We start from the raw sequence: 21,373 nt of genomic DNA, 5'->3' as shown, positions 1-21,373 counted from the left end.
CCCTGTCATGTACCGCAATGCCGGACGGCTGGCAGCGGCCACCGTCGCCCTCGCCCTCACGACCGCCGCGTGTTCGTCCTCCGGCTCGGGTTCCTCCTCGAATCCGAGCACCTCCGCGTCCGGCTCCTCCGCCTTCCAGGCGCAGCACAGGGGCGGCACCCTCAAGCTGGTCGCCCACGCGGCCGCGGGCAGCTTCGACCCGCAGGTCAACTACACGCTCCAGTACTGGCAGCTGTACCAGACGATGTACGACGGGCTGCTCTCCTTCAAGAAGGTCGGCGGCCAGGAGTCGTTCACCGTCGTCCCGGACCTGGCGGCCGCGCTGCCGAAGGTGACCAACGGCGGGAAGAGCTACACCTTCACACTCCGCAAGGGCATCACCTTCTCCAACGGCAAGGCGCTCACCACCGCCGACGTGGTGGCGTCCTTCGAGCGCATCTTCAAGGTCTCCAGCCCGACCGCCGGCACCTTCTACAACGGCATCGTCGGCGCCGACGCCTGTCTGAAGAAGCCGGCCACCTGCACCCTGGCCAAGGGCGTGACCGGTGACGCGAAGGCGAACACCGTCACCATCAACCTCACCGCCCCGGACTCGGAGTTCGAGTACAAGCTCGCCGTCCCGCACGCCAGCATCCTCCCCGCGGACTCACCCACCAAGGACGCCGGCACCAAGCCGCTGCCCACCACCGGCCCCTACATGGCCGCCTCCTACGACCCCAACCGCGAGCTGAAGCTGGTCCGCAACCCGCACTTCAAGGAGTGGTCGCGCGAGGCGGAGCCGCAGGGCTACCCGGACGTCATCGACTACACCTTCGGGCAGACCGTCGAGTCCGAGGTCACCGCCGTCGAGAACGGCCAGGCCGACTGGATGTACGACCCGCCGCCCGCCGACCGGCTCAACGAGATCGGCACCAAGTACGCCTCCCAGGCCCATGTGAACCCGCTGACCGCGTTCTGGTACGCCACGCTGAACGTCAACCTGGCCCCCTTCAACAACAAGCTGGCCCGCCAGGCCATCAACTGGGCCGTGGACCGGTCCGCCGTGGTGCGGCTGTACGGCGGCACCAACCTCGCCTCCCCCGCCTGCACGATCCTGCCGCCGGGCTTCCCCGGGCACGTCGACTCCTGCGCCTACACCAAGGGCGGCGGCACCACCTGGAAGGCCGCCGACCTGGCCAAGGCGAAGGCGCTGGTGAAGCAGTCGGGCACGGCGGGGCAGGAGGTCGGCATCGTCGTCCAGGACGACGACGTCAACAAGTCGATCGGACAGTACCTGCAGAGCCTGCTGACCCAGCTCGGCTACAAGGCGACGCTCAAGCCGCTGTCGGGGAACATCCAGTTCACCTACATCCAGAACACCAAGAACAAGGTGCAGCTGGCGCTGACGTCCTGGTACCAGGACTACCCGGCGGCCTCGGACTTCCTCAACGTGCTCCTGTCCTGCGCCAGTTACCACCCCGGCAGCGACTCCAGCATCAACATCTCCGGGTTCTGCGACAAGGGCGTGGACGCGAAGATGCAGACCGCGCTGAAGACGGCACAGACCGACCTGAAGAGCGCGAACACCCAGTGGGGCGCCATCGACCAGCAGATCATGGGCGAGTCACCGGTCGTTCCGCTGATCAACCCCAAGCTCATCGACTTCACGTCGAAGCGGGTGGGCGACTACCGGTTCAGCAAGCAGTTCTACATGCTGGTCGGGCAGTTGTGGGTGAAGTGACCGCCACCCTCTCCCCGCCCGCCGCCGAGGCCCGGCGCTCGCCGGGCCCCTGGCGGACGGCCGGCGCCGACCTGCTGCGCAACAGGTCGGCGCTGGCCGCGGGAGCCGTCCTGCTGATCGTCGTCGTGGCGACCCTGTGCGCGCCGCTGTACGCGCACCACGTCGCCCACACCGACCCCTTCCAGTCCCATGTCTCGGGCACCACCGTCGTCGACGGGAAGACCGTCCCGGTGCTCACCCCGAGCAGCACCGGCCTCGGCCTGGGCGTCACACCGATCGGCCCGACCTGGGACCCGGCCCACTACTTCCTCGGCTCCGACAACCAGGGCCGAGACGTCATGGCCCGTCTGCTCTACGGCGGCCGGACCAGCCTGTTCATCGGGTTCACCGCGGCCCTGCTGACCTGTGCCCTCGGTACGGCGGTCGGGGTCGTCGCCGGTTACGCGGGCGGGCTGGTGGACTCGGTCATCTCCCGGATCCTGGACGTCATCTGGGCGTTCCCGGTCTATCTGCTGGCCATCTGTCTGTCGGTGGTCCTGCTCACGAACGGGCTCAGGCTGGGCCCGCTCACCGTGGACGCCGGAAGCCTCTGGCTGCCGGTCACGATCATCGCGGCGATCTATGTCCCGTACATCGCGCGGCCGTTGCGCGGTCAGGTGCTGGTGCTGCGCAACAAGGAGTTCATCCACGCGGCCGTCGGCTCGGGGGCGCCCACCGTGCGCATCCTGCGCCGTGAGGTGCTGCCGAACGTACTGCCGACGGCCATCGTCTTCGTCCCCCTGATGACCGCGCTGGCCATGCTCACCGAGTCGGCCCTCTCCTTCCTGTCGGTCGGCGTCCAGCCGCCCGACGCCAGCTGGGGCACGATCATCGAGGACGGTCTGGGGCTGCTCTACACCCGCCCGGCGGTGACCGTCGCCCCGGGGCTGCTGATCGCCCTGACCACGGCGGCGCTCAACGTCCTGGGCGACGGGGTGCGCGACGCGCTCGACCCGAGCGCCCGACTGCGCGGAGGGGTGTGACGCCCCGGTGCTCTCCTTCGCCCTCAAGCGCTTCGGCTCGGCCCTGCTGGTGATGTTCGCGATCAGCGTCCTGGTGTTCCTGATCTTCTTCGCCACCCCCGGGGTCGACCCCGCCGCCCGCATCGCGGGCCGCAACGCGGACCCGGCCACGCTCGCCCAGGTCCGGCACTCCTTCGGCCTCGACCGGCCGATGCCCGTCCGCTATCTGCTGATGATGCGTCATCTGCTGGTCGACCGGGACCTGGAGTCGTTCGTCAACCGCGGTTCCCGGGTCATCCCGCAGATCGTGCAGGCGACCCCGGTCACCCTGTCCCTGGTCATCGGCGCCGCGGTCATCTGGATGGTGGCGGGCATCGTCATGGGCACGGCCGCGGCCACCCTGCGCGGCAGGGCCGCCGACCCGCTGATCATGCTCGTCGGCGTGGTCGGCGTCTCCCTGCCGGCCTACTGGCTCGGCGAGGTCGTCAACCTCATCACCCAGAAACAGCTCCACGGCTCGGTGTTCTCCTGGGTGCCGCCACCGGGCTACGTCGGCCTCGGCCAGGATCCCGGCCAGTGGGCCCTGCACATGCTCTTCCCCTGGCTGACCCTGGCCCTCCTGTACGCCGGGATCTACGCACGCCTCCTGCGCGGCGAGGTCGTCACCGCCCTCGGCGAGGACTACGTGCGCACGGCCCGCGCCAAGGGCCTGTCCGAACGCAGGATCCTGATCCGGCACGCCCTGCGCTGCTCCCTGATCCCGATCGTGTCGCTGTTCGGCCTGGACTTCGGCGCGCTCGTGGGCGGGGCCGCGCTGCTGACCGAGGTGGTCTTCGGCCTGCCCGGCATCGGCAAGCTCACCTTCGACGCCCTGCAGAACCTCGACCTGCCGGTGATCATGGGGACCGTCCTGTACGCGGCCTTCTTCGTGGTCCTCGCCAACGCGCTGGTCGACATCCTCTACGCCCGACTCGACCCGAGGGCCCGCCATGTCTGACCAACCCCTGCTGGACGTACGCGACTTGAGGGTGTCGTTCCGCACCCGCCGAGGCTCCGTCACCGTGGTCGACGGTCTGTCCCTGTCCGTCGCGCCCGGCGAGATCCTGGGCGTGGTCGGCGAGTCGGGCTCGGGCAAGAGCGTGTCGATGCTCGCCGTGCTGCGCCTGCTGACCAACCCGAACGTGACCGTGTCGGGTCAGGTCCTCTTCCGGGGCCGTGACCTGCTGTCCCTGCCCGACAAGGAGATGCGTGCAATACGGGGCCGGGAGATCGCCATGGTCTTCCAGGACCCGATGACCGCGCTCACACCCGTGTACACCGTCGGCTGGCAGATCGCCGAGCAGATCCGCGCCCACGAGCAGGTCTCCCGCAAGGCGGCGAAGGCCCGTGCCGTCCAGCTGCTCTCCGACGTCGGCATCCCCGACGCGGCCTCACGGGTGAACGCCTACCCGCACGAGTTCTCCGGCGGTATGCGCCAGCGCGCGGTCATCGCGATGGCGCTCTCCTGCGACCCGGCCCTGCTGATCGCCGACGAGCCGACGACCGCGCTGGACGTCACCGTGCAGGCCCAGATCCTCGATCTGATGCGCGAGTTGAACGCACGCGGCTCGGCCGTGGTGCTCATCACCCACGACATAGGCGTCATCTCGCAGATCGCCGACCGGGTGCTGGTCATGTACGGCGGCCGGGCGGCCGAGGAGGGTCCTCGCCGCTCCGTGTTCCACGGCCCACGGCACCCCTACACCTGGGGCCTGCTCGACTCGGTGCCCCGCGTCGGCGGACCCCGGCTGCGGCGGCTGCCCACCATCGCGGGCATGCCGGTCGCGCCCGGGAGCCTGCCGGAGGGCTGCGCCTTCGCACCGCGCTGCCGGCTGCGGCACGAGCGGTGCGAGGAGCTGCCCGTGCTGGCCGCGGGCCAGGCCGACCCCGCGCACCGGGACGCCTGCTGGCTGCCCGCCGACCAGCGCGCGGCACTGCGGCTGACGACACGGACGGCGGACTCGGAGGTGGCCTCGTGACGGCACAGGACATCACGGCGGTGGACCCGGAGGCACGGCGGGGCGGCGAGGTGCTCCTGCGGGCCACGGACGTCACCAAGCACTACACCCTGCGCGCGAACGGGCTCTCCCGGCGCCACCGGGTCCTGCGCGCCGTGGACGGAGTGTCACTGGAGGTGCGTACCGGGGAGACGCTCGGTGTCGTCGGCGAGTCCGGCTGCGGCAAGTCCACCCTCGGCCGCTGTCTCGTCCGGCTCACCGAACTCACCGGCGGTCGCGTCGAGTTCGACGGCCGGGACATCTCGGCGCTGTCCGCGCGCCGGCTGCGGCCGGTCCGCCCCGGTATGCAGCTGGTCTTCCAGGACCCGCAGGCCTCCCTCAACCCCCGCCGCCGTGCCGGGGACATCGTGGCGGAGCCGCTGCTGGTGCACCGCTACGGCGACGCGGCCGCGGTCCGCCGCCGGGTCGCCGAGCTCTTCGACGTCGTAGGACTGTCGACGGCGCATCTGGAGCGGTATCCGCACGAGTTCTCCGGCGGTCAGCGTCAACGCATCGGCATCGCACGGGCGTTGGCCACCGATCCCCGACTGGTCGTCGCCGACGAGCCCGTGTCCGCGCTCGATGTGTCCATCCAGGCACAGGTGCTGAACCTCTTCGCCGATCTCCAGGAGGAGCTGGGACTCACCTATGTGTTCATCGCGCACGACCTCGGCGTGGTCCGTCATGTCTCGGACCGGATCGCCGTGATGTATCTCGGCGAGATCGTCGAACTCGCCGGGACCGAGGCGTTGTACGGCTCCCCCGCCCACCCGTACACCCAGGCGCTGCTGTCCGCCGTGCCCGACATCGACGACGGGACGCTCACGGCGGACGGTCCGGTGCGGGAGCGCATCGTGCTCACCGGGGAGGTGCCCAACCCGGTGGACAAGCCCACGGGTTGCCCGTTCCGCACCCGCTGTCCGTACGCCCGGGAGCGGTGCGCGCTGGAGCGTCCGCCGCTGACCCGGACCGCCTCGGGCCGCGAGGTCGCCTGTCACTACCCGCTGGCCGACTGAGCGGCTACCGCGACGGGGTCGGCCCGAAGCCGCGCAGCTGCTGGATCTCCCCGCCGAGCTTCTCTCGGTAGGCCTCCAGCACCTCCGGTTTCGCGCTGACCACCCAGCGCGAGCCGACCAGATGCCTGCCCCCGAACCCGCTGGCCGCGTCCAGCCAGGCCAGTTTGTACTTCTCCTCGGGGAAGGTGGTGATGACCCGGTCGGCGTCCTCGGTGTGACAGACTCCCTGGCGCAGTTCCTCGGCGTCGACACGGATCCTGGGCCTGCACCCGATCAGCCCGGCGATCACCTCCACCTTGGCCGGTGCCACCACTCCGGCCTCGGGAGCGGCCGTCACCACCGGCCTGCTCGTCCGCGACTTCTCCGCCGCGTCGCCCTCCCCCGACGTACACGCGGCGGCCAGCGGGAGGAGGGCCAGGGTGCCGGCCAGGGTCGCGCCACGCACCAGACGAGCGGTGGGCGGAACACGATCGACGCGTCCATGGGGTCGCTGCAGTAACACGTGGCTCTCCGTCTCCGCGGTCCCGGCTCTCTCCACTCTCCGTAGGGATACGGATCAAGAGGGGCGGTCGTTCACCTCGCCTGCCGGTGCCCCGGTCACCCGCTCCTGCGGCCGACTCCCGCGTACACCCAGTACTCCGACGGCCTGTCCGGGACCCGCTCCTCGGGGTCCGGTCGCCACAGCGGGACGTACACCAGGCCCGGTTCGGTCAGTTCGAAGCCGTCGAAGAGGGCGTGGATCTCGTCGTGGGAGCGGGTGGAGACCTGGGAGGTGGCCCGGGAGTTGTAGAGCTGGGTGACGGCGGCGGCCGTCTCCGGGCGGTCCTCGTTGGTGGCGTGGGAGAGCGCGAGCCAGCTGCCGTCGGGCAAGGCGTCCCGGTAGGCGCCCACGATGCCCGCGGGGTCCTCCTCGGGCGTGACGAAGTGCAGGATCGCGACCATCAGGACGGCGACCGGCTGCTCGAAGTCGATCAGTTTGCGCAGCTGCGGCGAGGACAGGACGTCGGCGGGCCGGCGGATGTCGGCGTCGACGATGGTCGCGTCCGGGTTGTCGGCGAGCAGCGAGGTGCTGTGGGCGACGGCCACCGGGTCCTTGTCCACGTAGACCACCCGGGCGCCAGGCAGCGCGGCCTGGGCCACCTCGTGCACATTGCCCTGGGTCGGGATGCCCGAGCCGAGGTCGATGAACTGCCGTACCCCCTGCCGGGCGAGGAAGCGCACGGCTCTGCCGAGAAAGGCGCGGTTGGCGCGGGCCAGCGTGCGCACCTGGGGGTCGATGGCGGTGACCGCCGCGACCGCCTCACGGTCGATGGCGAAATTGTGCTCCCCGCCGAGCATCGCGTCGTACATCCGCGCGACACTGGCCTTGTCGGAATCGGTCCCTGGCGGTGGACCTGCGCTGTCGGGCACCACAACATCCTTTCCTCTCAGGGATCTTGACGTCCCATCATATAGTTGCCGTCGGCACGCGGAGATCCTTTGTCGCCGCCGCGCGCCCGGTCCCCCCACCCGGAAAGGCACGACCCTGCGGAACGAACCGCGCAGCCCCGCCGACGATCCACCCGCCGTCCTGCCCTCTCCGCGCCGGTCGGCCTTCTCGCCCGCGGCCGATGTCATCGGCTCGCAGCTCGATCTCCAGCTGACCGGCAGCCATGTGGTGCACGCCCTGACGCCGGGGTTCTGCGACGCGGCGTCGGTGTACCTGCTGGAGCGCTGGCGGCGCGAGGAGACCGCGTACGCCGTCGCCGACCCGCCGCAGATCGAGGCCCGCCGACTGGCCCTGCGGGTGGGCACGGACGCGCCCGAGACCTGGGAGGGGGTCCTGCCGGTCGGCGAGGTCATCGTCTTCCCCCGGGGGACGCCCTACGCCCGTGCCCTCGTCGAGGGACAGGCACAGTCGCTGGACTCCGTGGACGCGCACACCACGGAGCGGCTGATCGCCGCGGCCGCCGGCGACGAGCGCGTCGAGGAGCTGCTGAAGGTGGGGGCGTTCCTGGTGGCGCCGCTGCGGCTGCGGGGCGACACGATCGGCTTCGTCGCCTGCACCCGCGGGTCGGAGCGGGGACCGTTCTCCACCTCGGAGGTGGCCGCCGCCGAGTCGCTGGCCGCGCGGGCCGCCGTGGCCCTGGACAACGCGCGCCGCTACGAGCGCGAGCGGCGCACCGCGCTGGCCATCCGCAACAGTCTGCTGCCCGGCGCGGTCCAGGAGGTCGAGGGCTGCCGGATCGCCCATGGCTCGCTGCCGGCCGGAGAGGGCACGATCATCGGCGGTGACTGGTCGGACGTGCTGCACCGGCCGGGCGACCGGGTGAGTCTGATCGTCGGCGACGCGATGGGCCACGGCCCGGAGTCCGCGGTCGCGATGATCCAACTGCGCACCGCCGTACGCACGCTGGCGGGCCTGGACATTCCCGCCGCGGAGCTCATACGACGGCTCGACGCGCTGGCCAGCGAGACTCCGGGCGCCTCCTTCGCGACCTGCATCTACGCCGAGTGGGACGCGCGGCGGCGCACCTGCACCCTCGTGGGGGCCGGGCACCCGCCGCCTCTCCTGCGCGGCCCGGACGGCCGCACCGCGCCGGTACCGCTCGTCGGGGCGGGCCTGCCCCTCGGGCTCGGCACCGGCCACTACGAGCCGACCGTGCTGAGCGTCACCGAGCCCGGTCTGCTGGTGCTCTACAGCGACGGCCTGGTGGAGTCCCGGGACACCGACATCGACCACGAGATCGCCCGCCTCGCCCGGCATGTGGACGAGGCCTCCGCGGGGCCACCGGGCGGCGACCACGACGCCCTGTCCGCGCTGTGCAAGCAGCTGCTGCGGGCCCCCACCGGTACGCCCGGGGTGGACGACCGCACCCTGCTGCTCGCCGAGCTGACGCCCGCGAAGGACTGAGAGCCCGCCCGCCGGCGCGCCCACTCAGGCCGTCAGGTTGGCCCAGACGGCGTTGCCACCGGTGAGCCTGGACCGGTCGACTCCCCAGGCGACGGCGAGCTGTTCCACCAGGAGCAGTCCGCGCCCGCCCTCGTCGTCGGGGCCCGCCTCCCGGCGGGACGGTTCATGGCGGCCCGAGTAGTCGTGGTCGTGCACCTCCAGGCGCAGGCACACATCGCTCAGGAACCCGATGCCGCACAGGATCCGCGCGCTGAGGGTGTGCCGTACGGCGTTGGTGGCGAGCTCGGACAGGAGCAGCACCGCGTCCTCGCACAGCTCGACCGGAAGCTGCCAGCCGGCCAGCCGGGTGCCGACGGAGCGCCGGGCGACTCTGATGCTGGAGCGGTGGGCCGGGAGTTCGAGCCAGTGGGTGCGGTCGGGATCAGCCGCGTCTAACAGCTGGCGAGCCGAAGTGAGGTGGGGGGACACGGTGTTGGCCTTCCGTGGGGGCGGGCGCAGCCGGGCGCGGGGGAGACGCCCTGTGCGTCGGAGCACGCCAACTCGTAGCGGGGTAGGGACGGTTGACGGACCGCGCTCGCGTTCGGCGGCACGGCTCACACAAGCAACTATGATCGCACCCAAGTTCAACCTGCAACAGACCTGCTGATAATTTCAGCGGGCCGATATCGGTCTGGTGGGCTCAGCAAGTCGCTGACAGACTCGGTCGGGTGACAGTTCCTCAGGAGGTGCGGGCGTGAGCGAAGGCCGTCAGAGCTCGGGTGGCAACAGTGCTCCCACCGTGCTGCGCATGATCCTCGGCCGGCGGCTGCAGGAGCGGCGGCAGGGCGCGGGCGTCTCCCTCGAGGACGCGGCGAAGGCGCTGCGGGTCACCTCCCTGACGATCCGCCGGCTGGAGAAGGCGGAGGTCGGCCTCCGGCCCCTGTACGTGGAGCTGCTGCTGCAGACCTACGGGGCGGACCGGCAGGAGATCGAGGAGTTCGTCGAGCTCGCCGAACGGGCCAACGAACCCGGCTGGTGGCACACGTACCGCGATGTGCTGCCGGGCTGGTTCAGCGCCTATGTGAGCCTGGAGAGCGGTGCGCACACGCTGCGCACCTACGAGCCGCACTACGTCACGGGGCTGCTGCAGACCCGCGCCTACGCCCGTGAGGTGCTCAGCGGCGGCTTCCCCAACGACGGCGACGAGGATCTGGAACGGCGCGTGGAGGCGCGGCTGCGGCGGCAGAAACTGCTGGAGAGACCCGACGCGCCGACGCTGTGGGTGGTGATGGAGGAGGCCGTGCTGCACCGGGTGGTGGGCGGCCCCGAGGTGATGCGGGCGCAGATCGAGCGGTTACTCGAACTCTCGGAGCTGGCGCACGTCAGCGTCGACGTCGTGCCGTTCACCGCGGGCGCCCATGTCGGTGCCTGCGCGCCGTTCACCTACTTCCGCTTCGAGGCCCCGGAGCTGCCGGACATCGTCTACAGCGAGCTGCTGACGGGCGCGTTCTACCTGGACCAGCGCTCCGACGTAGTGGCGCATCTCGAGGCGCACAACCGCATGTCCCTGCTGACCTCGGACGCGGACAGCAGGGCACTCCTGAATCGCATGCGCAAGGAGTACTCATGACCACCATCGACTGTCACCACGTCTACAACGGGATGCCCGCGACCGCCCTCGGCGAGCAGGGCTGGGAGTCCCCGTGGAGCGGCCCCAACGGGGGCCAGTGCGTACAGACGAAGCAGCTGGCCGACGGCCGGGTGGCCCTCAGGCAGTCGACCGATCCGGCCGGTCCCGCGCTGATCTACACGCCGGAGGAGATCGCCGCGTTCGTCGCCGGGGTCAAACGCGGTCTGGCCGACCACCTCGCCACCGGCTGAACCAGGAACCGAGCGGGAAGGATCCTGCCGGCCCTGGCCGCGACCTGCCCGACACCCCCACGCTCACCATTGAAAGGGACAGGATGACCAACTCGCACGTCGCGCGGGACATCGACACCAGCAGGCCGCACTCCGCCCGCATGTACGACTACTACCTCGGCGGCAAGGACCACTTCGAGATCGACCAGCAGGCGGCCGAGTCCGTCGCGGCGGTCTACCCCGGCATCTTCGTGTGCGCCAGGGAGAACCGGGCCTTCATGCACCGTGCGACCCGTGTGCTCGCCCGGGAGCACGGCATCCGCCAGTGGCTGGACATCGGCACGGGCATCCCGACCGAGCCGAACCTGCACCAGGTGGCCCAGTCCGTCGTCGCCGAGGCACGGGTCGTGTACGCCGACAACGACCCGCTCGTCCTCAAGTACGCCGAGCGCCTGATGCGCAGCACCCCCCAGGGCCGCACCACCTACATCGAGGCGGACGTCAACGACCCGGACACGCTGCTGAACGCGCCCGAACTCGCCGCGGTCCTCGACCTGGACCGGCCGGTGGCCCTGTCGCTCAACGCGCTGATGCACTTCATCACGGACGCCCAGGACCCGTACGGCATAGTGCACCGGCTGCTGGCCGTGCTTCCCCCGGGCAGCGCGCTGGCCCTGTCGCACTGCACCCCCGACTTCGACCCGGACACCTGGCAGAAGGTGACCGACATCTACAACGGCGCCGGCACACCGGTGCAGTTCCGCTCCCGGCAGGAGGTCGCCCGCTTCTTCGAGGGGCTCGACCTGCTCGACCCCGGGGTCTCGGTCGGCCACCGCTGGCGCCCGGACGGGGTGGTCGACGCCACGGACGCCGAGGTCAGCCTGTGGACCGGGGTGGGCATCAAGCCGTAGGGCCCGGGAGGGAGAGCCATGGGGGCCGGTCGGCCCCGGAACCGGGCACGGCCCTTGGGCCGTTGGTCCCCGGTCCCGGAGCGGACCGGCCCCTCCTGGCTCCGACGGCCCTCTCCGGCACGGAAACGCGGGTGGCCGCCTGCTGCACAGAGGTGGCCGCCGCGCTCGTAGGCCGCGGCCCCGCCCGTCGGTCCCCCTGCCGGGAGGTTCCATGCTGTCCGCGGAGTCCGCCGCCGTGGTCCGCGCCACACCGCCCGCCGTGGCCGGAGCGCTGGACGAGATCACGGCTCGTTTCTACGGCGCCATGTTCCGGGACCGTCCGGAGCTGCTCGACGGCATGTTCAACCGCGGCAACCAGGCCGGCGGCGCCCAGCGGCAGGCACTGGCCGGGGCGGTCGCGGGGTTCGCGAGCGCGCTGCTCGACGATCCCGGGTCCCCCGGACGTCCTGCTGGAGCGGATCGCGCACAAGCACGCGGCGGTCGGGGTCACCGACGACCAGTACACGATCGTGCACAAGTAGCTGTTCGGCGCGATGGCCGAGGTGCTGGGCGAGGCCGTCACACCCGAGGTGGCGGCGGCCTGGGACGAGGTGTACTGGCTGATGGCGGGCGCGTTGACCGGCCGCGAGGCGCGGCTCTACCAGGACGCGGGCGTCCGGCCGGGCGAGATCTGGCGGCCGTGGACGGTCGTCGAGCGCCGGACGGAGACCGCGCAGGTGGTGTCCTTCCTGCTGCGTCCGGCCGGCGGGCGCCGCGGGCTCGGGCCGGCCGGTACGTGAGCGTGCGGGTCCGGATGCCGGACAGGGTGCGTCAGCTGCGCCGACCCGGGCGGAGAGCTGCGGCGGATCACGGTCAAGCGGGTGGCGGGTGAGGCCGGCGCACCGGACGGCGAGGTCTCGAACCTGCTGCACGCCGAGGTCCACGAGGGCGACGAGCTGACCCTGTCCGCCCCCTTCGGCGACATCCGCCTCGACGACGCCACCGCCCCCGTCGTGCTGGTCTCGGCGGGCATCGGGGGCACCCCGATGACGGCCGTGCCGGCCCACCTCGCCGCCCTGGGCTCCCCCCGCCCGGTCCTGCTCCTGCACGCCGACCGCTCCCCCTCCGAGCATGCCCTGCGCGCCGAGACGCGCCGACTGGTCGGCGAACTGCCGGACGCGCGGGCCGAGTTCTGGTACGAGCAGGCCGGACCGGAGGAACCCGCCGCCCACAGCGGCCTGATGGACCTCGACGGCGTCGAACTCCCCTCGGACGCGCCGGTGTTCCTCTGCGGCCCCCTCCCCTTCATGCGCGCCGTCCGCGCCCAGCTCCTCGGCGCCGGTGTCCCGGCCCGACGGATCCGCTACGAGGTGTTCGGTCCGGACCTTTGGCTCCCGGGTGAGACGGACCGACCAAAAACCCGCCGAAACCCTGTCGCCGCACGCCGGACGCGTTAGCCTCGTTTTCCCGCATGGGCGAACTGGCATACGACGAACATCACTTCGGGAGATCCGTGTCACAACACCGGCCGGTGCCACCGGACTCGGCGCCGGACCAGGCCGCCGCGCTGCGGCAGTCCGGCGCCGCTCCCCTGCACTCGGGCGACCCGCGCCGCATCGGCCCCTACGTGCCGCTGGCCCTGCTGGGCAGCGGCGGCATGGGCCGGGTCTACCTCGCCCGTCCGGCGGGCGGCGGCCCCGGACTGGTCGCCGCGAAGGTGATCAGGCCGGAGTACGCGGACGACCCGGGGTTCCGGCGCCGCTTCGAGCGCGAGGCGTCGGTGCACGACCTGGTCCGCACCCCGCACACACCGAGGCTGTGCGGCACGGGCTTCGACGACCGGCTGCTGTGGATGGCCACCGAGTACCTGCCGGGCCTCGATCTGGCGGACGCGGTGCGCGAGGACGGGGCTCTGGCGACCGGGGCCGTATGGCGGCTGGTGGCGGAGCTCGGGCGGGCGCTGGCGGATCTCGCCGCGGCCGGGATCGTGCACCGGGACCTGAAGCCGTCCAATGTGCTGCTGTCCGTGCGGGGCGCTTATGTGATCGACTTCGGCCTGTCGAAGGCCGTGGACGCCAGTGCTCTGACCGGCACCGGCAACCGGGTCGGCACCCCGGCGTACATGTCACCGGAACATCTCAGGACGGGCACCTGCGGACCGGAATCGGACGTGTTCTCGCTCGCCGCGACACTGGTCTACGCGGCGACCGGCAGCGCCCCGTTCGGCGACGGCACCGGCGTCGACGTGATGCACCGGGTGGCCTTCGAGGAGCCCAACGCGGAACTGCTCGCCACGGTCGCGGCGGCAGATCCGGACCTGGCCGCCCTGCTGTCCGCTTGTCTGGCCAAGGAACCGGAGCAGCGGCCCACCCCCCGGGAGCTGGTCGGCACGGCCTCTCCCCGCGCCCGGGCGACCGAATGGCCCGAACCGTTGGCCAACCGGGTGCTGACCCGGCAACGGGCGTACGAGACGCTGGAGCGCCTCCCGGCCGACGCGCCCCGCCTGCGCTCGACCGACGCGGAACCCGACGCGGGACCCGAGGTGGAACCCACACCGGGGACACCGCCCGACGACAGACCGGCCGACTTCAGACCCGCCGGCAGCGGACCCGTGGACGGCAGACCCGCCGGCAGCGGACCCGTTGACGACAGACCCGCGGGCAGCAGGCCTGTGGGGGCGCCCGCACCCCCCGCCGAGCACCCGAACGACCCCGCCCCCGCCGCCCCCGCGGCCGCACTCCCGCTGGAGACGCCCCACGGGCTCCCCGCGGCCCCGCACGACGGTCCCCCGGTGGACCCGGCGAACGCGCCCGACCGGTTACCCGAGGCAGCCGCCCGCACCCACACCCGGGACCGGGCACGAAGAAAGCCCCTGCTCGTCGTCGCCGTGGGTGTCGTCCTCTGTGCCACGGCGGCGGGGATCCTCGCGCTGTCCCGCCCCGACCACTACGGGTCGGACGCCTCCCCGGGGAGCGGCACGACACGCGACGACTCCCTGCCCGGCGTCGCCGTCTCGGCGATCTCCGGAGGATCGGGCTCCGCCTCCACGTCCGGCAAGAGCGTCGACGGCGCGGCCGGACCCGACACCTCTCCGACGTCATCGGTCGCCGCCGGCCCGTCCGCCTCGGGCGTGGGCGCCACCGGAGGGGCCGGTTCTCCCGGGGCCGGGACTCCCGTCACCGGGCCGAGCGCCTCCAGCGGGACGACCGAGCCCTCGACCGAGGTCTCCTCCGAGCCCGCCACCCCGCCGTGGATCTCCGACTGCACCTACTACTCCGGCAACGGCCGGACCGTCGAGGGCGACAGCGGCAAACGTGTCCTCCAAGTCCAGTGCATGCTCACGAAACGCGGATACGACGTGGGCGGCACGGGCGTGGACGGCGAGTTCGGTCCCGGCACCACGGCCGCCGTGGAGAGCTTCCAGAGCGACAAGGGACTGGCGGCCGACGGCGTCGTACGCAAGGACACCTGGACCGCGCTGCGCGAAACCGACTGACCGCGTGATCGATGCCACAAGCGAGACGATGCCGTTTCGATAGCGACGGGGCTACGCTGATCCACACGTGAACGAAACGGTTTCGTTCAGGGGAGAAGCACGCCATGACCTCCGTACTCGTCGTCCATGACCAGTCCCTGCAGCGCCTCGGCCTCCGTATGCTCCTCGCGGCCGAACCCGATCTGACCGTCGTCGGCGCGGCGACGACCGCCTTCGAGGCCACCGGCATGAGCGCCGACCTGCGGCCCGACGTCGTCGTGATGGGCGGCCGGGTGTCCGACGCGGACAGCGTCCAGGCCATCCGCCGCATCAGCCGCCCCACCGTGCCGGGAGAGCGCCGGCCGCGGGTTCTCGTCCTGACGCCCACCAGTAGCGAGGCCTATGCCTCCGCGGCCCTGCGCGCCGGAGCCGGCGGCTTCCTCCCGCAGGAGGCCACCCCCGAGGAACTCATCGCCGCGGTCCGTGTCGTGGCCGCCGGGGACGCGGTCATCACCCCCGCGCTGACCCGCGAGCTCATCGAGACGGTCCGTCAGGAGCAGCCGGTCCCCCGCCTCACCCGGGCGGTCGACCTGGACGCGCTCACCGGCCGCGAACGCGACATCCTCACCGCCGTGGCCTCCGGCTGGTCGAACGCCGAGATCGGACAGCGGCTGTCCATCGCCCCGACCACCGTGAAGTCCCACGTCAGCCACATTCTGGCCAAGATCGGCGCCCGTGCCCGGGTGCAGGCGGTGGTGTTCGCCTACGAGTCGGGCCTGGTGCGACCGGCGGCCTGACGCGGATACGACCGGCGGGCGGCGGCCCCCCGGTCGTACCGATCGAGCACGGCTCACCCGTGGATCACCCACGGATCAGCCACGCATCACTTCTGGACGGGCTTCCCGCGGCCCCAGGCCCACGCCAGCCGGTCGGCGCCGGACTGGTTCGTCGTGACCAGCCAGGGCTTGGCGGCATCGCCGGTCAGCTTCTGGATCGAGTACGTGTCGTCCGTGCGCAGACCCGGCCAGTACACCGAACCCATGCCGAGCGCACGGGCGGTGTCGGTCTCGGCCTGGATGAAGTTGACGTAGTTGTCGTCCGGCGCGGGCCTGTCGTAGTCGAGGCCGGTGGTCATCGGAGCGCCGAACTCGTCGATCACCGTGCGGCTCGCGCAGTCGCCGATGCGCACCTTGAGGTCGCTCACCCACTGGTCGTAGGTGGCGTACGACTTCCAGAAGCCGTAGTGGTGCAGGGAGAGGTAGGTGCCCTTCAGGCGCGGGTCGGCGCAGACCGAGGTGACGTGGTCGTTGTAGCCGGCGCCGCTGACGAAGACGCGGTCGCGGGGCACCGACGGGTAGGTCGAGAGCCACTTCGCGGCGATGTCGGCCCACTGGGCGTCCGTGTAACCGTGCGGCTCGTTCATCGGCTCGAAGTAGACCTTGGGGTCGTGCCGGTAGGCCTTGACCACGGTGTTCCACATCGGCCAGTACGTCGACTCGTCGTCGATGAAGCCGTCCTTCTGGTCGCCCGTGCCCTCCCAGTAGGACAGGATGACCTTGAACCCGCGGTCCGAGGCCGCGTCGACGACCGCGCGGTACGACTTCCAGTACGCGCCGTTGACGGTGTACGGGTTGATGGGCAGCCGGACGGTGTTGGCCCCGAGGTTGGCGCGGAACGCCGAGATGATCCGGGTCGCCTTCGCGTATGTCTGGGCGTAGGTGTCCGTGGTCGACAGACCGGACAGCTGGAGGTAGTCGTCGGCGTAGTTGTCACGCGGGTCGGCCCAGTTGACGCCCTTGAACTGGGTCGTGCCGGTCGGTGCGGCGGAGGCGGGGCCGCCGACCAGGGTCGCACCGCTGACCGCGGCGATCGCGACGGCCACACAGGTGGCGCGCAGCCGGGAGGTGAGGCGGTTTCCGGCGGGGGTCTTGCGCATCGACATGACCTTTCGAGAGACGGCTCGGCGCCCGCATGTTTACGTAAACATCACATATCCTCCACTCCGATGTTTACGTAAACTCGGGGGCGCCGGAATCCTGGCATCCGCCCCAGCGGCAGTCAAGGTTTCTCACGCGTACCATCCGGTGGGTTGCGCAGCAGGCCCCGCACGGGGCCCTGGCCGAGGGAGGCACCAGTGGTGGAACGGGGCGGGTCCGGCGTACCCGGCGGGCGCCGCAAGCAGCGGGTCTCGATGGCCGATGTCGCCAAGCTCGCCGGCGTCTCGTCCCAGACGGTCTCGCGCGTCTCCAACGGCCATGCCGGGGTGATCAGTTCGACCCGGGAGCAGGTGCTCGCCGCGATGCGCGAGCTGGGCTACCGCCCCAACAGCGCGGCCCGGGCGCTGCGTTACGGCCAGTTCAACACCATCGGCGTGATCCTTTTCAGTCTCTCCTCGACGGGCAACAGCCGTACGGTGGAGGCGATCGCGACGCACGCGGCGGCCGAGGGGTACGCGATCACCCTGATCCCGATCGACGTGCCGACCCAGGACAACGTGCTGGGCGCCTTCACACGCATGGGCGAGCTGGCGGTCGACGCGGTCATCGTCATCATGGAGATCCATCTCCTGGACACCGGTACGGTACAGCTCCCGCCGGGCGTCCATGTCGTGGTCGTCGACTCCGACGCCGGCGACCGCCACGGCGTGGTCGACACCGACCAGGCCGACGGCGCCCGCAAGGCCGTACGGCATCTGCTGGACCTGGGGCACCGGACCGTATGGCATGTCACCGGGCCCGAGTCCTCGTACGCCGGTCAGCGCCGAACTCAGGCCTGGCGCACGGTTCTCGAGGAGGCCGGGCGCCCGGTGCCGCCGCCGCTGCACGGCGACTGGTCGGCCGAGTCGGGGTACTCGGCAGGTCTCAGGCTCGCCGAACAGCCGGACTGCACAGCGGTGTTCGCCGCCAACGACCAGATGGCGCTCGGTCTGCTGCGCGCCTTCCACGAACGCGGGCGGGACGTCCCCGGGGACGTCAGTGTGGTCGGCTTCGACGACATCCCGGACGCCGCGTACTTCGTGCCGCCGCTGACCACGGTCCACCAGGACTTCGCGGAGGTGGGCCGGCGCTGTGTCGAGAAGGCGCTGCACCAGATCCGCACCGGCGGCGACTCCCGCCCCGGCACGGATCTCGTGCCGGTCAGCCTGGCGATCAGACGAAGCACGGCCCCACCGCCGGACTGACGAACCGTGGCCGACGGCCCCGACCCCGTCCGGGTCGTCGATGAACTGGTTCGGCTTGACGCGGAAGGTGGTGAAGCCCAGTTCCAGCTGCTCGGGGATCGAGGCGAGGGCCGCGCCGAGATCGGCCGTCCGGTGGTCGTCGGGGAAGACGGCCCGGGTGCCGCCGATCATCTCCAGCTCGGTGACGTCCCGCCCGGCCGCGGCCATGGCGTCCTTGGGCAGCTGGAGGTCCTGCGGTGCCGGCCTGCCCAGCGGTCGGAAGCCGTGCCCGTACCGCACCAGCCGCCGCAGCACCGGCCCGTGCAGCCGCCGGCCGCCGAACCAGAGCCGGGGGCCCTCGGGGCGGTGGGCCTTGGGCTCGAAGTAGACGTCACGGAACGGGTAGTGCTCTCTCGTGCGAGATCGGTGACGGTCCCCAGGCCTGGGCCCACACCTCCAGGTGCTCGTCGAGCAGCCGCCCCTCGCCGAGCAGGTCGAGGGTGCCCAACTCCCGTGCCGGCAGCAGCGAGTTCGGCCAGGGGGTGTACGGGTCCTGGTTGCCCGGCAGGGCGTAGTCGCGCGGGTCGCCCATGACGCCGTCGGCGCCCGCGTCCGGTCCGAGCACGACGTGCTCGCTGACCATGACGGAGTCGAAGCCGGCACGAGCAGCATGTGGGGCGTCGCGGTCATCGTGGGACTGCTGCTTGTCTGTGTTCTGCCCGGGCGGCGGGGGCCCGTTCCACCCGGCCCGGCAGGACTTCGCCGAGGAGTGGAAGGGATCGATCGAGGTCGGCAAGGTCGCGGACCTGTGTGTCCTGGACCGGCCGCTGCTCGACCTGGATCCGCATGGCATCACGGACGTGGAGGTGGATCTGACGGTGTTCGACGGCAGGGTCGTCCACGAGCGGTGACGGTGACCGAGACCGCCTTGTCATCGGATCTATCCGATGCCTGTCGGAATCATTGACGTCATTCCTGCCCAGATCTAGCCTCCACCAGACGATAGATCCGATGACTTCTTCTGGAAGCAGGTTTGGCATGCACGCATCGAGACGGGCTGTCCTGGGCTCAGCGCTGGGCGGCACGGCGGCCGCCGCCCTGCCGGGAGTGGCCGAGGGGGCGGTCCGCTCCGCCGGCGGCCGCTGGGCGTTACACGACCGTATGGCCTCGGACGGAGCCTGGGCCGACTTTCTGCGCGGCCAGGACCTGCTCTGGCACAAACCGCCCACGCTCTGGTACGAGGGTCCGTTCCTGGGCGACGGACGGCTCGGCAGCATGGTGTACCGCGAACCGGGCGCGGGCGGCGTCCGTTTCACCGTCCAGCACGGTGAGGTCCAGGACCACCGGCCCCAGTTCGGCAGCGGATGGGGCACCGCCCGGCTGCCCGTCGGACATCTGACCCTCGACCCGGTCGGCACCATCACCTCGGTCGACTGGCGGCTGAGCCTGTGGAACGCCGAACTCACCGGCACCATCACCACCGACAAGGGCACCCTGACCCTGGCCGCCCTCATCCACGACGGCCTCTTCGCCGCCCGGGTCACGGCCGGAGGGGACGAGGAGGTCCACTGGACCTTCCACCCCGAGGAGGCGATCAGCCCCCGCAAGGTCCAGGAGGCACCGCCGGACGGCTATGTCCCCAACCCGCCCTGGACCACCCTGACCACCGGTGATGTCGAGCAGGTCCTCCAGCCTCTCGTCGGCGGCGGCCAGACCGCGACCGCCTACCGGCACAGCGGGGACACCCTCGTGCTCTCGGTCGCCCACAGCCACCCCTCGAACACCGGGGCGGGAGAGCTCTCCCTCCAGAAGGTCCGGCGCGCGGGCTCCTACGCGGCTCTGCGCTCCCGGCACACCCGCTGGTGGCACGCCTTCTACCGCAAGAGCTTCGTCTCGATCCCCGACCAGCGGCTGCAGAGCTTCCACTGGATCCAGCTGTACAAGGTCGCCTCGGCCAGCCGCGCGGGCGGTCCCGTGATGGCCACCTCCGGGCCGTGGCTGGAGCCCACCCCCTGGCCCGCCGTGTGGTGGAACCTCAACGTCCAGCTGGAGTACTGGCTCATCCACGGCTCCAACCACCCCGAACTCGACTCCCTGGCCAGCACCCTGAGACAGAGTCAGGAACAGCTCGTCGCCAACGTGCCCACCGCCTACCGCTCGGACAGCGCCGGAATCGGCCGCAGCTCCGACATGTTCGCCGACCGCGGGGTGGGCATGCCGGGCACCGGCGCCGAAGTGGGCGATCTGACCTGGGCGTTGCACAACGCGTGGCTCAACTACCGGCACACCATGGACGAGTCCTTGCTGCGCGACACGATCTACCCGCTGCTGCGCCGCACGATCACCTACTACTGGCATTTCCTCCAGACGGCCGACGACGGCAGGCTGCATCTGCCGTCGACCTTGTCACCGGAGTATCCGGTGGTGCCGCCGAAGGACACCAACTACGACCTCTCCCTGATCCGCTGGGGCTGCCACACCCTGCTGGACGCGGCCGAACGCCTCGGCATCGACGACGAGTTGAAGCCCCGCTGGCAGGAGATCCTCACCCGGCTGACGCCGTACCCGGTCGACGCGAACGGCTTCATGATCGGCGCGGACACCCCGTACGCCCAGTCCCACCGCCACTACTCCCACCTGCTGATGGTCTACCCGCTGTATCTCGTCAACTGGGACCAGGCGGAGCAGCGGGAGTTGATCGAGAAGTCGGTGGTGCGCTGGCACGCCCTGACCGGCGCGCACCGCGGCTACAGCTACACGGGCGCCGCGTCGATGTACGCCATGATGGGGCGCGGCGACACCGCGTTGACGTATCTGAAGAAGTTCTTCGACCCGAGCACGCGCTACCCGTGCCGGGCCAACACCCACTACACGGAGGCCGGTCCGGTCATCGAGACGCCGCTGTCGGCGTCGCAGTCCCTGCACGACATGCTCTGCCAGAGCTGGGGCGGAGTGGTCCGGGTCTTCCCGGCCGTGCCGTCCGCCTGGCGGGACGTGACCCTGCACGACTTCCGCACCCAGGGCGCCTTCCTGGTCAGCGCGGTCCGCGCGGACGGCGTCACCCGCTTCGTCCGGATCCGCAGTCTCGCGGGCGAGCCGCTGGAAGTACGGCACGGGCTGCCCGACGGCCGGCTGACCGCCGTCCTCGACGACGGCCGCCCGGCCCACGTGCGTACGACGTCCGAGGGCACCCTGGCCGTCGACCTGCCCGAGGGCCGGGAGGTCCTGCTGTACACCGGGGAGCGTCCCGACCTCACCATCGCGCCGGTGCCGGTGAGCGAGCCGGGCGGGGCATGGGGTCTGCCGTAGGCCTCACCCCTGCGGCCGGCCGGTTGCGCGCGAA

General features: G+C 71.3%; 17 protein-coding genes and 3 pseudogenes. 15 read left to right on the top strand and 5 right to left on the bottom strand.

All coding sequences use genetic code 11. The annotated features are described in order from the left end of the window. Window positions 1-7 precede the first annotated feature (7 nt). From ABZT17_RS05420 to ABZT17_RS05400, 5 genes are read left to right on the top strand one after another with little or no spacing between them, the layout of a single operon-like run. Entirely contained in the window at window positions 8-1,720 is a 1,713-nt protein-coding gene (locus ABZT17_RS05420) for an ABC transporter substrate-binding protein (protein ID WP_356343979.1), read from the top strand. Next, a complete protein-coding gene (locus ABZT17_RS05415) occupies window positions 1,717-2,742 on the top strand; it encodes an ABC transporter permease (RefSeq protein WP_356343977.1) in 1,026 nt (341 codons plus the stop codon). The genes ABZT17_RS05420 and ABZT17_RS05415 overlap by 4 nt, the downstream gene beginning before the upstream one ends. Before the next feature lie 7 nt (window positions 2,743-2,749). Beyond that, on the top strand, window positions 2,750-3,718 hold the full coding sequence (locus ABZT17_RS05410; RefSeq protein ID WP_356343975.1) for an ABC transporter permease: 969 nt from the start codon (window positions 2,750-2,752) through the stop codon (window positions 3,716-3,718). Next, window positions 3,711-4,739 carry an ABC transporter ATP-binding protein gene (locus tag ABZT17_RS05405; protein WP_356343973.1) on the top strand — a complete coding sequence of 343 codons (1,029 nt, stop codon included), beginning with the start codon at window positions 3,711-3,713 and terminating at the stop codon, window positions 4,737-4,739. Before ABZT17_RS05410 ends, ABZT17_RS05405 begins: the two co-directional genes overlap by 8 nt. Continuing rightward, complete coding sequence (locus ABZT17_RS05400; protein WP_356343970.1) at window positions 4,736-5,773, top strand: oligopeptide/dipeptide ABC transporter ATP-binding protein; 1,038 nt, start codon at window positions 4,736-4,738, stop codon at window positions 5,771-5,773. Before ABZT17_RS05405 ends, ABZT17_RS05400 begins: the two co-directional genes overlap by 4 nt. 4 nt (window positions 5,774-5,777) lie before the next feature. Here ABZT17_RS05400 and ABZT17_RS05395 read toward each other — a convergent pair whose 3' ends face one another. Continuing rightward, a complete protein-coding gene (locus ABZT17_RS05395; RefSeq protein WP_356343968.1) occupies window positions 5,778-6,218 on the bottom strand; it encodes a hypothetical protein in 441 nt (146 codons plus the stop codon). 152 nt (window positions 6,219-6,370) lie between these two features. Then, window positions 6,371-7,186 (bottom strand): SAM-dependent methyltransferase, encoded by an 816-nt coding sequence (locus ABZT17_RS05390; protein ID WP_356343966.1) that lies wholly within the window; start codon window positions 7,184-7,186, stop codon window positions 6,371-6,373. A gap of 244 nt (window positions 7,187-7,430) precedes the next feature. On the opposite strand from ABZT17_RS05390, the gene ABZT17_RS05385 reads away from it, so the two are divergent. After that, window positions 7,431-8,666 (top strand): GAF domain-containing SpoIIE family protein phosphatase, encoded by a 1,236-nt coding sequence (locus tag ABZT17_RS05385; RefSeq protein WP_356344123.1) that lies wholly within the window; start codon window positions 7,431-7,433, stop codon window positions 8,664-8,666. Between the two features lie 24 nt (window positions 8,667-8,690). Here ABZT17_RS05385 and ABZT17_RS05380 read toward each other — a convergent pair whose 3' ends face one another. Then, complete coding sequence (locus tag ABZT17_RS05380; RefSeq protein ID WP_356343963.1) at window positions 8,691-9,134, bottom strand: ATP-binding protein; 444 nt, start codon at window positions 9,132-9,134, stop codon at window positions 8,691-8,693. A gap of 265 nt (window positions 9,135-9,399) precedes the next feature. Between ABZT17_RS05380 and ABZT17_RS05375 the strand changes: the two genes are divergently transcribed. From ABZT17_RS05375 to ABZT17_RS05350, 6 genes and pseudogenes are all read left to right on the top strand, one after another. After that, window positions 9,400-10,275 carry a helix-turn-helix transcriptional regulator gene (locus tag ABZT17_RS05375; protein WP_356343961.1) on the top strand — a complete coding sequence of 292 codons (876 nt, stop codon included), beginning with the start codon at window positions 9,400-9,402 and terminating at the stop codon, window positions 10,273-10,275. Next, window positions 10,272-10,526 (top strand): DUF397 domain-containing protein, encoded by a 255-nt coding sequence (locus ABZT17_RS05370; protein WP_356343959.1) that lies wholly within the window; start codon window positions 10,272-10,274, stop codon window positions 10,524-10,526. The genes ABZT17_RS05375 and ABZT17_RS05370 overlap by 4 nt, the downstream gene beginning before the upstream one ends. Window positions 10,527-10,609: 83 nt before the next feature. Continuing rightward, complete coding sequence (locus ABZT17_RS05365) at window positions 10,610-11,416, top strand: SAM-dependent methyltransferase (RefSeq protein WP_356343957.1); 807 nt, start codon at window positions 10,610-10,612, stop codon at window positions 11,414-11,416. Window positions 11,417-11,627: 211 nt separating this feature from the next. Next, window positions 11,628-12,852 (top strand): annotated as a pseudogene (locus ABZT17_RS05360) (globin domain-containing protein). A 56-nt stretch (window positions 12,853-12,908) separates the two neighbouring features. Next, window positions 12,909-14,891, top strand: coding sequence for a protein kinase (locus tag ABZT17_RS05355; RefSeq protein WP_356343956.1), 1,983 nt, complete (start codon window positions 12,909-12,911; stop codon window positions 14,889-14,891). Window positions 14,892-14,995: 104 nt separating this feature from the next. Beyond that, window positions 14,996-15,667, top strand: coding sequence for a response regulator transcription factor (locus ABZT17_RS05350; RefSeq protein WP_356343953.1), 672 nt, complete (start codon window positions 14,996-14,998; stop codon window positions 15,665-15,667). Window positions 15,668-15,753: 86 nt separating this feature from the next. On the opposite strand, the gene ABZT17_RS05345 is transcribed toward ABZT17_RS05350, so the two are convergent. Beyond that, window positions 15,754-16,806 (bottom strand): cellulase family glycosylhydrolase, encoded by a 1,053-nt coding sequence (locus ABZT17_RS05345; protein ID WP_356343950.1) that lies wholly within the window; start codon window positions 16,804-16,806, stop codon window positions 15,754-15,756. 198 nt (window positions 16,807-17,004) lie between these two features. Here ABZT17_RS05345 and ABZT17_RS05340 point away from each other — a divergent pair, with 198 nt between their 5' ends. Next, window positions 17,005-18,051: a LacI family DNA-binding transcriptional regulator gene (locus tag ABZT17_RS05340; protein ID WP_356343948.1), complete on the top strand. Its 1,047-nt coding sequence runs from the start codon at window positions 17,005-17,007 to the stop codon at window positions 18,049-18,051. 15 nt (window positions 18,052-18,066) lie between these two features. Here the strand turns inward: ABZT17_RS05340 and ABZT17_RS05335 are convergent. Continuing rightward, window positions 18,067-18,691 (bottom strand): annotated as a pseudogene (locus tag ABZT17_RS05335) (F420-dependent oxidoreductase); the annotation flags it as partial. A 79-nt stretch (window positions 18,692-18,770) separates the two neighbouring features. Here ABZT17_RS05335 and ABZT17_RS05330 point away from each other — a divergent pair. Next, a pseudogene (locus ABZT17_RS05330) lies at window positions 18,771-18,941 on the top strand (amidohydrolase family protein); the annotation flags it as partial. Window positions 18,942-19,068: 127 nt separating this feature from the next. Then, window positions 19,069-21,339, top strand: coding sequence for a Tat pathway signal sequence domain protein (locus ABZT17_RS05325; RefSeq protein WP_356343946.1), 2,271 nt, complete (start codon window positions 19,069-19,071; stop codon window positions 21,337-21,339). Window positions 21,340-21,373 lie beyond the last annotated feature (34 nt).

The sequence above is a fragment of the Streptomyces sp. NPDC005648 genome, assembly GCF_040605395.1.
In the GTDB taxonomy this organism is placed as follows: Bacteria; Actinomycetota; Actinomycetes; order Streptomycetales; family Streptomycetaceae; genus Streptomyces.
This window is presented reverse-complemented; position numbering and strand designations above follow the sequence as displayed.

Excerpts from the sequence above, each read along its gene's own strand:
- ABZT17_RS05325 (WP_356343946.1), top strand. The coding sequence starts at position 19,069 with ATGCACGCATCGAGACGGGCTGTCCTGGGCTCAGCGCTGGGCGGCACG.
- ABZT17_RS05365 (WP_356343957.1), top strand. The coding sequence starts at position 10,610 with ATGACCAACTCGCACGTCGCGCGGGACATCGACACCAGCAGGCCGCAC.
- ABZT17_RS05345 (WP_356343950.1), bottom strand. The coding sequence starts at position 16,806 with ATGCGCAAGACCCCCGCCGGAAACCGCCTCACCTCCCGGCTGCGCGCC.
- ABZT17_RS05370 (WP_356343959.1), top strand. The coding sequence starts at position 10,272 with ATGACCACCATCGACTGTCACCACGTCTACAACGGGATGCCCGCGACC.
- ABZT17_RS05420 (WP_356343979.1), top strand. The coding sequence starts at position 8 with ATGTACCGCAATGCCGGACGGCTGGCAGCGGCCACCGTCGCCCTCGCC.
- ABZT17_RS05350 (WP_356343953.1), top strand. The coding sequence starts at position 14,996 with ATGACCTCCGTACTCGTCGTCCATGACCAGTCCCTGCAGCGCCTCGGC.
- ABZT17_RS05405 (WP_356343973.1), top strand. The coding sequence starts at position 3,711 with ATGTCTGACCAACCCCTGCTGGACGTACGCGACTTGAGGGTGTCGTTC.